Raw genomic sequence first — 13840 nt, 5'->3', positions numbered from 1 at the left:
GGGTTGCCAAACAATTAAAACTCTATATAATAGCCAACCACTGAGACGCACTACCGAATCAGTTAACTGTCTAGATAGCGTTTGAGTTTAATCGCTTTTGATGATAGAGTAACGAAAATGGGGCTGTGGCGGAATTGGTAGACGCACCAGATTTAGGTTCTGGCGCCGCAAGGTGTGAGAGTTCGAGTCTCTCCAGCCCCACCATTTTCGGATAGTACATCTTAGACCAAATATCAAAACCTGCTTTTTAGCAGGTTTTTTTGTGTCTGAAATTTGGTTTTAAAACTATAAAGTATCTTGTTAAAAGCATTAATCTACTTTTCCACCCTTCCTAAATCTTTTAGCACTTCCTCCATACTCTGATAGTGCCTCTCCACCCGCTTTACCAATATTTGCATGTACTCGCCATAGACAGAACTAATTAATAGAAAGGTTTCCCTCATTATCATTGAATAATGCATTACGTTGATTTTTACGGAGGGTTTCACGTTGAATGATATTTTTGGCATCGACTTTTTCTAAAGGTAATCTTGTTTCGCGGGAAAGATCACCATCGGCTATTAAGGATAAATAACGAGAACAACACACTCTTAAAAAAGAGGTGAAATTGCCAATATCATGATCAGCATCGAGAGATTCAAGGTATAGCTTAGTGATCAATTGATTAACCGTCATTTGATCACGAAATGACAACTCTTCTAATATATCCCAAAAAAACACCTCTAAACGAATTGAAGTGACAACTCCCTGAATGCGAAGCGATTTGGTTTTAGAGCTCCACAAGCTATCGTCAGCACTAATAAAAAGTTGGCACATATATATATCCTCTCTCGATACTGGGGTCTATTGAACGTTCAACAGACCCGAATTAATGCTTATAGCAAAGCAACAAACTGCTTTAGCATCGCTGGGTGGGCAGGCCATGCAGGTGCCGTTACCAGTTGGCCATCTGTAATAGCGCCATCCATAGGTAACTTGACATACTCAGCGCCAGCCATTTCTATTTCTGGCTGACACGCAGGATAAGCAGATACTTTTTTACCCTTCAATACGCCAGCAGCTGTCAGCATTTGTGGCCCATGACAAACTGAGGCAATCGGTTTATCAGTATTTGCGAAATGCTGAATCATCGCAATGACCTTAGCATTCAAGCGCAAGTATTCTGGTGCACGTCCACCTGGCAAATACAAAGCATCGTAATCTTCTACATTGATATCAGCAAAAGACGCATTAAGGACAAAATTATGACCGCGTTTTTCGGTATAAGTTTGATCACCTTCGAAGTCGTGTATTGAGGTAGCAATGCTATCACCTGCCACTTTATCTGGGCAGACCGCATCAACCTCATGCCCCATCGCTAGTAGCGCTTGGAACGGAACCATGTTTTCATAGTCTTCAACAAAATCACCGGTAATGATAAGTACTTTAGCCATGATATTCTCACTGTATTGTAATAAAACATTGTAATGAAATACGGGAACCCAAATCAATTTATAGCAACTTCGCTTAAAATGAGCCTGAATATCCATTCAAACATAAAAGACAACGACTAGGTAACATGTGAATACTACAAACAATCACTTTTTAAAATAAAATAATAAATTCAGCTATTTTATAATAACTTTAAATCTATCAAAACATCATCCATACTCCGATACCGTCTCTCTACCCGCTTCGCCAATGCCTTATCGACCATACATTGATAACGACTATATTCTGATGACAGCTTTAGAATAGGTTGTTGGCAATGCTGAATCGCCCACGCTTTTGATTTATCATGGCTGTCGGCATTTACCTGAAACGGGCGTTTCCCTGTTAGTATCTCAACCATCATTACGCCAAACGCGTAGATATCACTTTGTATAGTTGCCTTCTGTCCTTGCCAGCGCTCAGGTGCGAGATATGCTGGTGTGCCAGCAGGATTTGGTTGGCTATTAGCCACCGTCATACGTTGTGCTAAAGCAAAATCAGTGAGTAATAATCTAGGAGGCAGACTATTGCTCATAGTATCTGCCGACCACTCATCGTCAGAACCTTTAATCAAAATATTGCTGGGCTTGATATCATTATGTAGCCAGCCAGCCTGATGCAAATTGGCTATCAAGTATGCAGACTTCATGATGAAATGATGCTTTTGTTGCATCGTCAATGAGTGCTGATTTCGATCACTCAACTGTCCTGCCAAGCTACCATTAGAGTAATAAGGCATAACTACTATCACGAGCTGTTGAGACGACTCTAGTATTTGAACGTCCACGCAATGATGAGCCAATAGCGGCGGTGCGATAGCATTATCTTTGATTTTCGATGAAGCATTTACAGCAGCTAAAATATCCGCTTCATGAGTTAAATCGGCAGCAATAGGATAAGCACCATCACTCAACTGCCATTTAATCATCACGCTACCAAATTGCGAATGCTGGGCACGTGTTAGTCCTTGGAAGTAAGTCTTGTCGATATGTTGCGTTTTGATATCTTGCGTTTGTTCTGTGCTTTGCTGAGCAATACGTTGATGTACTATCTCCCTAAAATATTGTGCGTCCAGTTCTTGGGTAATAGTGGACAATAGCTGCACCGCCTGCGCTTGCAAAGCTTGCGTAATAGATGGATTACTGGCACTATTTTCCATGGTATTGTTTCTCATAATATAGTGAGATTATTGCCTTCCCATTCGTATCATTTCCAAAGATAATAATAGCGCGAATAATGATTACAAGTACTACGATCAATAGGTACTAAGATTAATAGGCACTAAGATTGTAGGTACTGAAATTTCAGCAGCGTTAATTGTATTTTTGGGTATGGTATTAAAGACAACCTTAATTGCTAGAGCCACTATGTCCCAACCAACTATCCCGACCACGTCATCTGATCAGCCTACTTATGCCCTACCCGCACCTTTGTTAGACTTACTCAGTCAGTACTTACAAGAGCGAGTCACACCAACTATTGAAATCGACCCGAGCCAGCTTGCTTATCGCTGGGTTGGTGGTCGCACTGGTCACCTGCAGCCTTTGTCGGTCAACCTGTTTTTGAGCTTAGATGACTTGCATGGTATCGATACGCAAAAGTCGAAACTGGTACAAAACACCCGTCAGTTTATTAAAGGTTATCCTGCTAACCATGTATTGATGTCAGGCACCCGAGGTGCTGGTAAGTCATCATTGATTCGCGCTTTGCTACAAGCCCATCATAGTGAAGGCTTACGTATTATTGAGGTTGCCCGCGATGATCTGCAAGTATTGGATAAGATCCGTGCTGCTATTAATGCCCTACCAGCAGATTGTCATTGCCGCTATATCGTATACTGTGATGACCTCGCTTTTAATGGTCAAGACGAAAGCTATCGTGCGCTAAAGAGCGTGCTCGATGGCTCGCTAGACTCTGAGCAAGACAAACTACTGGTCTACGCCACCAGTAATCGCCGTCGCTTGCTACCGCAGATGATGAAAGACAATGTCGATATTTATAATGGGCAGACGGATGAAGTCAATCCTTATGAGGCTATTGATGAGACCGTGTCATTATCAGATCGGTTCGGTTTGTCCCTCACCTTCCATCCTATGGATCAGCAGACTTATCTGCAAATCGTTCAGCACTATCTGAATTTAGAGCAGCAAAAAATCTCAGCTGATATGGATAGTGATGCTAAGGACATTTTGGAAAGTCAGTCTATGCCTGATAAGATTAGAAAGGATGCGCTACGTTGGGCCTCAGAACGTGGCGGTCGCTCAGGACGAGTTGCTTACCAGTTCAGCCGTTTTTGGAGTGGTGAAACACAATTGGCTATCGAAGACAGTAAGCGCTAGGTCGTATTTAATACTAAATCATATCTAAGCTTAACGATGTCTAATCACTGCGTGCAGAGCCTATATACTGCACGCGGTTGTCCACTCGATCGTCTGCTAAATCGGTAGCCCCATCAACTGTATATTGAGCAAAATCTTCTGCCAGCCATAGATTGCCTTGATAGACACTTTGCGCATCTAAGCGAATATATGCCATATTTGGCGTTTCGCTATCTGGATTATCAAAGTTCTGATAGCGAGCGCTAAAGTGGGTCAAAATGATGTTTTTCAGGTTCATCTTTTGCGCGAATGTGCCCACCACATGCGCACTGCTATGCATTAGGTCATAGTCAGGGTTTCTGGCTTGAATAGCCATCATGACCTCATGCGTATAAGTGGCTTCATGCACCAATAAATCCGCATCGACAACGGCTTCGCTTAACAAATTTGGCGTATCATTGTCTCCTGCCACCACTATTCGCGTCCGCTGTATTTCCTCATCAACATAGTCTACTGAGTGCAATTGCCTATTATCCTCAGTCGTGACATCTTCGCCTTGCTGTAACTTGCCCCATAGTGCACTTGCTGGAATACCATCTGCCACAAGCTTATCTGTATTAAGGAGGAGGAGGCTAATAGTCTGAGTAATACCAAAACCATGAGAAGCGACTCGATGTGATAGCCGCGTGATATCAATCTCAAGCTGATGTTGGTCGCTTAAGCTAATGTTAACTTTGTTCGTATCACCCTGCTCAGCTAACACCTCTTCAATCGCTATAAAATCGAGAGCGAAAGGTAGATACAGCTCTGTAGTAGCGGTAATAGCTTCAAGCAAAGTAACAATCGCTTTTGGAGCAATCAAAGTTAATGGCTCACGGCGTCCTGACATAGCAGCGCTTGCTAATAGCCCTGGTAGACCATAGCAATGGTCGCCATGCACATGAGTGATGCAAATAGCAGCCAGTTGATGCAATGAGAGTTTGGTATGTAGCAACTGCTGCTGCGTGCCTTCACCGCAATCAATTAGTACCCATGGACGCGACTTCTTACTCTGATTATTCTGTTGACGACTTCCTTGCTGTACGCCAGAGGTATGTGGATTCAGACACTCTATTGCCAGTGCAGTCACATTACGCTGTTTGGTCGGTACACCTGCAGAGGTACCCAAAAAGGTTAGCTTTAGCATAATGATGCCTTTTATTTATCAGGAGTACTGGCTCAGACTTACGAGAGTACCTCTTCATTCTCAAACGATAACAGAAATAAGATAAACGAAGAGTATGCTCTAGCTACGACAGTTGGCATATCATGGTCTTTTGACCTTCAACCATTTGTCCACCATTGGCGGTGCACTCATTTACCATATTTGATTCGTAAGATTTCCAGCCACCATAAAAGCTCGCCGCACACAGAATGACCACTAGAATTTTCTGTGACCACGACTTGATAGAGACTTGTTGGCTATTAATCTGTTGTCTATTATTTTCTTGCATACTGGTATCTTGCTTATTAAGTAATGTTTGAGTTACTGACTGGTTGTCATTTTTATCTAGGCTATCTTGTTTCAGATGGTCTTTATTCGAAGTGTTTAGTTCTGTCATAACATTATCCTAAAAAAGGCTTTGTTTATTCATAAACAAAGCCTTTGGTCTACATGGCTACTTAAGCGTTGAGATATAATTATACCAGTATCCTCTAAAAATTCAGACGGCCGCCCTTTTTTTCTGCTCGCTTAAAGGCATCTCGTTCTTCGCAGCGTTTGAGCCAGTTCAAAAGATTGGTATATTTACTCTGATCTAGACCTGCACCAGCATTGGCACCCAAGACTGCAAGATGCATTTGAATATCAGCGGCGCTAAATTCACTACCTGCAAACCAGTGATTTTCATGTAGATGACGCTCCATCATATCTAGCATCTTCTCCAAGCCGCTACTGATCATGTTTTTTTCAATCTGACCTTGGATTTTTTTGCTGATAGGTTTGATTAGCATTGGCGACTGAGACACCACTTTTGTGAATACCAAGCGCATGACCAACAGTGGCATCAATGAAGCCTCTGCAAAGTGTAACCAAAACGTATAGGCTTCCCACGCTGCTTCGTTATTATCATCAGGTTTGAACTGCTTTTCTTTATCATAGTGCTTAATTAAATATTCAATGATAAACCCTGACTCAATCAGCACACGATCGTCCGCTTCTAATATCGGTGCATTACCAATCGGATGCACTTGCTTTAAGCTATCAGGAGCACGGTATGCCTTGTTGCGCTCATAGCAAGTCAGTTTATAATCGGCGCCGAGCTCTTCCAACAGCCAGATAATACGAAACGAGCGCGAGTTTGCTAAATGATGAAGATGTAACATAAACCGTCCTAGTTATATATTGTAGTAAATCAGCCATAATACCTTAGATATAGCGCCATACGTTCACTCAATCGTGGCCCTACTGCTCTCGATAATAGCGTAATTTCTACTTGTTTAATACTATGAGTTGGCAGACATACTGGAAAACAATGCCTACCGAATCGATACTATCTCAGACGGTGTACTTTTCAACATTAATCTAAATGTAATGCTTCAATCTTGCGCGTCATTTTATCTATCTTTTGCTGATATTTTTTGATCTGGCGGAATCGATGCGCGATTAGCACGCCTTTGATACGGCGATTTTTCAGGCGACGACGTGGTGGAAAACTGCCTACTTGTGGCTCATTGTAGCCATGTAAGCGGTCTTCACGTTTACGTGCCATATAGCCCAATGCGCTATCAGCAATCATAATCAGCAGTGCGATAAAAATCATGCTGTACATCAGCATGGAGCCACCATCATGTAAGTTACGGTCTAAAATTGCGATTGAGAATATGAACAAGAATATTGGCTCAAGGTAGCACAAAGTCCCAAACAGCGAGACAGGCAGCTTCTGACTGGCCACCATCGTCAGTGACATCGCAGCGGTACTGATAATCCCTAATAATGGCAATAGATACCAAAGCTTGTGGTTGGTGATTGCTACTTCAAAACCACCATTCATATACAGTGCGACCAATACCACTGGCAACAACAATACAAGGTCTGAAATCAGACCAGTAATAGGCGGCACGGCCAACTTACGACGCAGTAGATAATAAGGAGGATAACCCAAGCAAACAAACAAAGTCGCCCAAGAAATAGCGCCATACTCAAAAATATCGTAAGCAATACCGAGACCTGCACATACGATAGCAGCCCACTGAAGTAAGCTCATGTCTTCGTTGTAAAAGAACCTGCCGACAACGATCATAATCATCGGATATAGGAAGTAACCCAACGTTACCTCAAGTCCCAAGCCGTTGACTGGCGCCCACATAAATATCCAAATTTGCGCGCCCAAAATCGGTGTGGGTAGTATAAATAAAAACCACTCTTTTGCGTTCTTTAGTGTTTTTAAATAATCAAAAATGTGCTGCCACTGCTTTAGTACGCTGACCAGCAGTACTAGACTAAAAAACATTGTCAGCACGCGCCACGAAGCGACTTGCGTACCTGATAATGGTTGCAGCAGTAGACCAAATAAGAACAGCAATGAGTATAAAAAATTTGCAGCGACAGCAGTGATTGTACCCTGCGAGGTTTGGTTAGTAGTCAGCATCACAACAGCCTTTAAAGATTGGGGCACATCCATGGCAATTTTTAAAAAAAACAAAAGCCTCAGACGAGAACGTCTGAGGCTTTTGCATATAAGGTCGTCGCGCAATCTAAGTTGAACGCTTTTGATGTACTAGGCTTACATCATGGTCGGCATTATGTCAAAGTCAGAATGAATAAGCAATGCCACTGTTCATCTAGTGTCTAAACTTTTAAATTGAGTAAATTTAATGCAGGTAAGTGCTTATTTTGCATCAAGTTGTTCAATTTTTTGCTGTATCTTATCCATCTTTTTTTGGTAACGACGAATCTTACGAAAACGATGGGCTTTTAACACGCCATCGATACGCTGATTGATAAAATGACGACGCGGTGGAAAGCCGCCAATCTGAAGCTCTCTATAGCCATGCAAGCGGTCATTACGCTGACGAACGAGATAACCTTTTATGCTATCGACCATCATGACCAGTAGCGCAAGCGTAATCATGCCGTACATAAAGAGTGAACCACCTTCTTCAAGGCTTTGACTCAAAATAGTAATAGACAATACGAATAACAGCATTGGCTCGATATAACTTAATGCCCCAAACAGTGATACTGGCAACTTGCTACTGGCAATCATCGTCAGCGACATCGCAAGCGCACTAAAAGCACCAAGCAGCGGCAATAGATACCAGAACTTCACGTCTTGCGCCGCAACATCAAAACCACCCGTCATATAAAGCACGATCAGCACGACTGGTGTCAACAGCGTCAAATCAAACAATAACCCTGTAATAGGCGGTACAGAAAGGGTGCGCCGTAGCAGATAATACGGCGGATAACCCAAGCATACAAACAGTGTCACCCAAGAGACCGAACCATACTGGACAATATCGTAGCCGATGCCGAGCGCTGCAAATATCGCGGCAGCCCACTGCAAGATGCTCATATACTCATGATAAAAGAATCGACCAAGCACAATCATCACTAGCGGCAATAAAAAATAGCCCAACGTAACATCGAGACCAAACCCATTGACCGGCGCCCACATAAACAACCAAATCTGTCCACCTAGGATTGGCGCAGGCAGTATAAATATTAACCATTCCTTGACTGTCTTTAGCGTCTTTATATAATCAAAAACACGTTGCCACTGCTTAGTCAAACTGACCAATATCACCAAACTGAGCAACATCATGAGCACACGCCATGATGCTACCTGCGTCCCTGTTAAGGGCAGCATAAACAGTCCAAACAAAAACATCATCGAGAATAAAAAGCTCGATGATACCGAAGCAACCGTTCCCTGAAAAGTTTGATTGGTCGTGAGCATAACAACAGCCTTAAAAAATAGAACCTTATTTACAGTATTGAAAAAATGAGAGTTAAAAAACAAAAGCCTCCGACGATAACGTCAGAGGCTTTTTTCTAGAAAAATGCTAAGAGACTAGACTCAAAAGCTAATTACCAAGACTATTACTCGTCATCGTCTTATGCATAGTTAGTCTATTATAGATTGTCACTTGGTTTATGATCGTTTGCAATATCAATCACATCGTCGACGTCGGTAGTTGCAGTATTGTCAGTTGTCGCATCAATATCTATCTGCTCCTGACCTTCCACCTCAAACGTACCGTCTTCTCTCATGGCATCGATAAGCTCATCATCGCTCTCTTCGTGCTCAACACGCGCCATGGCAACCAGTTTTTCATCTTTTGACAGACGAATCAATGTTACGCCTTGTGTATTACGACCAGAGCTAGCGACATGCTCAACTGGGGTACGAACCAATGTGCCTTTATCAGAGATTAAGATAATATCATCAGTAGAGTCAACCTTGGTCGCTCGTACTAGTGCGCCGTTACGCTCACTGGTCTTGATAGCGATCACACCGCCGCCGCCACGATTTTGTGTATTGAACTCATCGATGAAGGTACGTTTACCAAAGCCGTTTTCACAAGCAATCAAGATTTCACGTACATCATCTTCGATAACGACTAATGATTTGATGAATTCATCAGTAGCCAGACGCATACCGCGCACGCCTTTAGCTGTACGGCCCATCGCACGCGCATCATTCTCATCGAAACGAATGGCTTTACCACTTGAAGCAAACAACATCACTTCTTGGCTACCATTAGTAATGCGAGCGCTGACCAATTTATCACCGTCTTCTAATCCAACTGCAATCAAACCGTTCGAGCGAATATTAGCAAACTGCTTCAGCTCTACCCGCTTCACTGTACCGTTGGCCGTGGCAAAGAATACAAAAGGCGGCTCTGCTTGGTTGCTATCTTCTACCGAATCGTCATCATTGCTTACTTCTGACACTTCACTTACTACTGATGTATCTTCCACAATTTTTGGAATTGGTAGTATGGTTGTAACGGTTTCGTCGCTATTTAGGCCAATTAGATTGACCAATGGACGACCACGAGCACCGCGACTGGCAATCGGCACTTCAAACCCGCGTAAGCTAAAGACACGTCCACTATCAGTGAAACACAGTACCGTAGAATGCGTTGATGTCACGACTAAATGATCGATTACATCATCTTCTTTCATTGCCGTGGCAGACTTACCTTTACCGCCGCGTTTCTGTGCAACATAGTCATCAATCGGCTGAGTTTTGGCGTAGCCAGTACGCGATACCGTCATGACGACCGTTTGCTCAGGGATAAGGTCTTCACGACTAAAGTCCATACGTGAATCGATGATATCGGTACGGCGCTCGTCACCAAAGTTATCACGAATCTCAATCATCTCATTAGAGATAATCGCCATCAGCTTATCAAAATCGCCAAGGATAGACTCTAAGTGTGCGATTTCACGCAGTAAGTCTTGGTATTCTTCGGTCAATTTATCTTGCTCAAGACCAGTCAAACGATGCAGTTGCATATCTAAAATCGCATTGACCTGCTCAAGTGACAAGCGATAGCGCTCTTCGCCTTCGATCAGACCAAACGGCGCTTTAGGATCTTCGCCATCGATAAACTCAGGACGTACTGATTGACTACCAGCAGCTGTGAGCATCGCAACGACGCTACCTGAACCCCATGTATTATTTAATAGACTTTCACGTGCTAGGCCACGGTTTGCAGAAGCTTTAATCGTCGCAATAATTTCGTCGATATTGGCTAGAGCAACCGTTAGACCTTCTAGCAAATGACCACGAACGCGGGCTTTGTTCAATTCATAAATCGTACGGCGGGTCACCACTTCTTGACGATGACGGACAAATGCAGCGATAAGCTGACGCAAGGTCAATAGTTTTGGCTGGCCATTATCGAGTGCCACCATATTGATACTAAAGCTAGACTCTAGCGGCGTTTGTAGAAATAGGTTATTGACAATAACTTCAGCCGTCTCACCGCGACGCAAATCAATAGCGATACGCATACCGTCTTTATCAGACTCATCACGAATCTCGCTAATGCCTTCGATTTTTTTATCGCGGACTAGCTCTGCGATACGCTCAATCAGCTTGGCTTTGTTAGCTTGATAAGGTACTTCGGTAAATACGATGCGCTCACGATCGCGGTTGACGCCAGAATTGCTCATCGGCTCGATATGATAACGACCACGAATATGCAAACGGCCTTTACCCGTACGATAAGCATCTAAAATGCCCGCGCGGCCATAGATAATACCGCCCGTAGGGAAATCAGGACCTGAGATATGCGACATCAGCTCTTCAGCTGAAACTTGTGGATTTTCAGCATAGGCCAAACAAGCATTGATCACTTCGGTCAAATTATGGGGGGCCATATTGGTCGCCATACCAACGGCAATACCCGTCGCACCATTGACCAATAGGTTAGGAATACGCGCTGGCATTACGCTTGGCATGCGCTCAGAGCCGTCGTAGTTGTCTTCCCAATCGACCGTATCTTTGTCCAAATCAGCAAGCATTTGGTGGGTCAGCTTGGTCATACGTACTTCGGTATAACGCATCGCTGCCGGAGGATCATCATCGATCGAACCAAAGTTACCTTGACCATCAACCATTGGATAGCGCAAGCTGAAATCCTGCGCCATACGTACGATGGCATCATAGACGGCACTATCGCCATGTGGATGGTACTTACCGATAACATCACCGACCACACGTGCTGATTTTTTGTACGGTTTATTATAATCGTTTGATAGCACGTGCATGGCATACATCACGCGGCGGTGTACAGGTTTGAACCCATCACGCACATCAGGCAGCGCACGCGAGACGATCACGCTCATCGCATAATCCAAATACGACTGCTTTAGTTCATCTACGATGCCAATAGGACTGACCGATTCGCTCATATACACTCCTTCACTCACATTTTTTTCTAACGTTGACACATCGCTTATGGCACCCATAGATCATATAAAAATACTGCCACATAAATGGGCAGTCATGACCAAAATAGACACCATAAAAAAACACTGCTACACGTGCAAAACAATAGGAAAATAGCGATAGTTTTAATGTTTAATAAAAGAAGCTATTTTAGCACAAATTTGCTGATTTAGGGGGTTCTGACTGCCATTAAAATCAAGCTAGACGGTTCATTCACAGTGATATTTTGAATTATCCGTACACGCTAAAATAATTCTAATGGCAGGTTTTTTTTGATTGGCTGATTTTGCCATTTTTACAGACGAACTTACCATCTGCTGAGCAATGAGATACCCCGCCCATTTTTCCTGAACAAGGCGTATTTCGAGCTTGGGCTTGGCTCATAGATGTGAAGGTAAATACTAGGGCGAGTAGCGCTGTGCTGATTGGTTTCATTGTTTATTCTCCGTATCTGATGGATATTAAATAGAAAAATACTATACTTATTAGCTACAGCTCGACAAGATTTATTTTGACTAACTGAGTGGATACTTATATTTCTATCTACAATTCAACATGACATTTAATTTAACGCTAAAATCTTTAATATAGAGCTCATACGTGGTTTGCATATAAGCTTTATTGGCCAAATAACTAGGATGCTTAGAATACTTAACCAATACAACAACATCTAAAACTGTCTCTAACATGAACTGATTGTTTTTATGAATACACTGTCTTCATAAGCAGACTGTATTTCAACATCATGATGTTTTCAAAATCATATTATTTTAATGAGCACATGGTGATTTAAACCACTTTGATGCAGCTATTTTTTGAGTGATACTGGACAAAAAAATTCTAAACGCTACACTACCTCATCTTTTATAGCACTTACATAACGACCTAACAGGCTACTATTACTATGGATATCATTCTTGCAATTGTTTGGATTTTAGCAATGGTGCTATACAGCTTTTCGAGCGATTACGTTGCTAGCTTTCCTAACCATAACAATCGCGCTGTCCCTTATGTCCGTTGGGGAGCACTTTTAGTCGCTATGGCTTTATCAGCATACTTGTCAAAAGCCTATCAAGAAAATCTACAAGGCAATGGTATGTGGGTGTTTGTTATCGTGGTATTTGTCGTTATTGTATTAGCGAAATTCGTTTTTAAATGGGTAATTAACAGACGTTTGAAACGCTAGTTCATACTGAATAGTTTTATTAATTTGACCCTCTTAATTATTGATCTAAATACCTATGACAATTAAACATCAAGATAGCCAGCCTGACTCAAACCTTTCTATACCAGCAGAAGACAAACGAGCAGATCGTAGCTTCGATGCCATTGCCGATCATTTCGAAAAAAAGGTCTATGGTGGTTTAAAAGGCGAGATTCGATTGGCTGTACTACGCCGTGATATTTTTGAATATAGTTCACAGATGAGTGAGGCGCTTGGGCGACCTTTACGTATCTTGGATGTGGGTGCAGGGCTTGCGCAAATTGCGATAGAACTTGCTGCTCAAGGTCATAGCGTAGTCATCAATGACATATCAGCGAATATGCTTGAGAAGGCGAAAGCGAGCGCAGAAAAAATTGATAAAAAGCTAGACATCACTTGGTATGTTTGCCCTTATCAAGCGCTTGAGGAAAAACTGGCCCAGACAGAGAAGTTTGATTTGATTATGTCGCACGCGCTACTTGAATGGTTGGCAGAACCATCGGCGGTCATGGACTTTTTTGATAAGCACTTAATAGATGGTGGCGCGCTATCCGTCTGCTTCTATAATCCTGCAAGCTTTGATTATCGTAACCTTATCATGGGAAATTTTAATCTACTCGATAATACAAACTATAAGGCAGACAATAAGAAAAGTCTAACCCCTAACCATCCCGTGGCCAAAGAAGAAGTCGAGTCGTGGCTCAAAGCGCATAATTATCAGACGGTACGTAGCAGTGGATTACGAGTATTTCATGACTATGCGCCGCTCAAACGTGGCGGTCATAACGATCCAGATGCAGTGATTAGAATGGAGTTACGCTACTCACAGTTAGAGCCGTACAAAGGGCTTGGGCGTTACTTACACATTTTGGCTAAACGGTAAATTCATAAGATTGCCCAAG

The 13840-nt window shown here is 42.7% G+C and carries 13 protein-coding genes and 1 tRNA gene; 4 read left to right on the top strand and 10 right to left on the bottom strand.

What is annotated here, in order from left to right:
- Positions 1-119 precede the first annotated feature (119 nt).
- Positions 120-204: transfer RNA gene (locus AK824_RS04310), tRNA-Leu, on the top strand.
- Between the two features lie 213 nt (positions 205-417).
- Here AK824_RS04310 and AK824_RS04305 read toward each other — a convergent pair.
- From AK824_RS04305 to AK824_RS04295, 3 genes are all read right to left on the bottom strand, one after another.
- Positions 418-816 (bottom strand): ribbon-helix-helix domain-containing protein, encoded by a 399-nt coding sequence (locus AK824_RS04305; RefSeq protein WP_057759112.1) that lies wholly within the window; start codon positions 814-816, stop codon positions 418-420.
- A gap of 59 nt (positions 817-875) precedes the next feature.
- On the bottom strand, positions 876-1436 hold the full coding sequence (locus AK824_RS04300; RefSeq protein ID WP_277350412.1) for a DJ-1/PfpI family protein: 561 nt from the start codon (positions 1434-1436) through the stop codon (positions 876-878).
- Positions 1437-1612: 176 nt separating this feature from the next.
- Positions 1613-2629 (bottom strand): serine/threonine protein kinase, encoded by a 1017-nt coding sequence (locus tag AK824_RS04295; protein WP_057759108.1) that lies wholly within the window; start codon positions 2627-2629, stop codon positions 1613-1615.
- Positions 2630-2837: 208 nt separating this feature from the next.
- Between AK824_RS04295 and AK824_RS04290 the strand changes: the two genes are divergently transcribed.
- A complete protein-coding gene (locus AK824_RS04290) occupies positions 2838-3809 on the top strand; it encodes an ATP-binding protein (protein WP_057759106.1) in 972 nt (323 codons plus the stop codon).
- A gap of 40 nt (positions 3810-3849) precedes the next feature.
- On the opposite strand, the gene AK824_RS04285 is transcribed toward AK824_RS04290, so the two are convergent.
- The 7 genes from AK824_RS04285 to AK824_RS13400 all read right to left on the bottom strand — a co-directional run bounded on the left by AK824_RS04285 (position 3850) and on the right by AK824_RS13400 (position 12169).
- A complete protein-coding gene (locus AK824_RS04285; RefSeq protein WP_057759105.1) occupies positions 3850-4974 on the bottom strand; it encodes a ribonuclease Z in 1125 nt (374 codons plus the stop codon).
- Positions 4975-5077: 103 nt separating this feature from the next.
- Entirely contained in the window at positions 5078-5389 is a 312-nt protein-coding gene (locus AK824_RS04280) for a hypothetical protein (RefSeq protein ID WP_057759103.1), read from the bottom strand.
- 94 nt (positions 5390-5483) lie between these two features.
- Positions 5484-6152, bottom strand: a complete 669-nt coding sequence (locus AK824_RS04275; protein ID WP_057759100.1) for a glutathione S-transferase — start codon at positions 6150-6152, stop codon at positions 5484-5486.
- A gap of 194 nt (positions 6153-6346) precedes the next feature.
- Complete coding sequence (gene rarD, locus AK824_RS04270; RefSeq protein ID WP_057759099.1) at positions 6347-7417, bottom strand: EamA family transporter RarD; 1071 nt, start codon at positions 7415-7417, stop codon at positions 6347-6349.
- A gap of 240 nt (positions 7418-7657) precedes the next feature.
- The gene (gene rarD / locus AK824_RS04265) at positions 7658-8728 is read right to left on the bottom strand and encodes an EamA family transporter RarD (protein WP_057759097.1); all 1071 of its coding nucleotides are present in this window, start codon (positions 8726-8728) and stop codon (positions 7658-7660) included.
- 176 nt (positions 8729-8904) lie between these two features.
- Positions 8905-11697 carry a DNA gyrase subunit A gene (gene gyrA / locus AK824_RS04260; RefSeq protein ID WP_057759095.1) on the bottom strand — a complete coding sequence of 931 codons (2793 nt, stop codon included), beginning with the start codon at positions 11695-11697 and terminating at the stop codon, positions 8905-8907.
- 292 nt (positions 11698-11989) lie between these two features.
- On the bottom strand, positions 11990-12169 hold the full coding sequence (locus AK824_RS13400) for a YdcA family protein (protein ID WP_082624569.1): 180 nt from the start codon (positions 12167-12169) through the stop codon (positions 11990-11992).
- A gap of 469 nt (positions 12170-12638) precedes the next feature.
- On the opposite strand from AK824_RS13400, the gene AK824_RS04255 reads away from it, so the two are divergent.
- Positions 12639-12920: a hypothetical protein gene (locus AK824_RS04255; RefSeq protein WP_057759093.1), complete on the top strand. Its 282-nt coding sequence runs from the start codon at positions 12639-12641 to the stop codon at positions 12918-12920.
- A gap of 55 nt (positions 12921-12975) precedes the next feature.
- Positions 12976-13821: a methyltransferase domain-containing protein gene (locus AK824_RS04250; RefSeq protein ID WP_057759091.1), complete on the top strand. Its 846-nt coding sequence runs from the start codon at positions 12976-12978 to the stop codon at positions 13819-13821.
- The last annotated feature ends 19 nt before the right edge of the window (positions 13822-13840 follow it).

It is taken from the genome of Psychrobacter sp. P11G3 (assembly GCF_001435845.1).
In the GTDB taxonomy this organism is placed as follows: Bacteria; Pseudomonadota; Gammaproteobacteria; order Pseudomonadales; family Moraxellaceae; genus Psychrobacter.
Note: the sequence above shows the minus strand (reverse complement) of the source record. Positions and strands in the feature narration are given on the sequence as shown.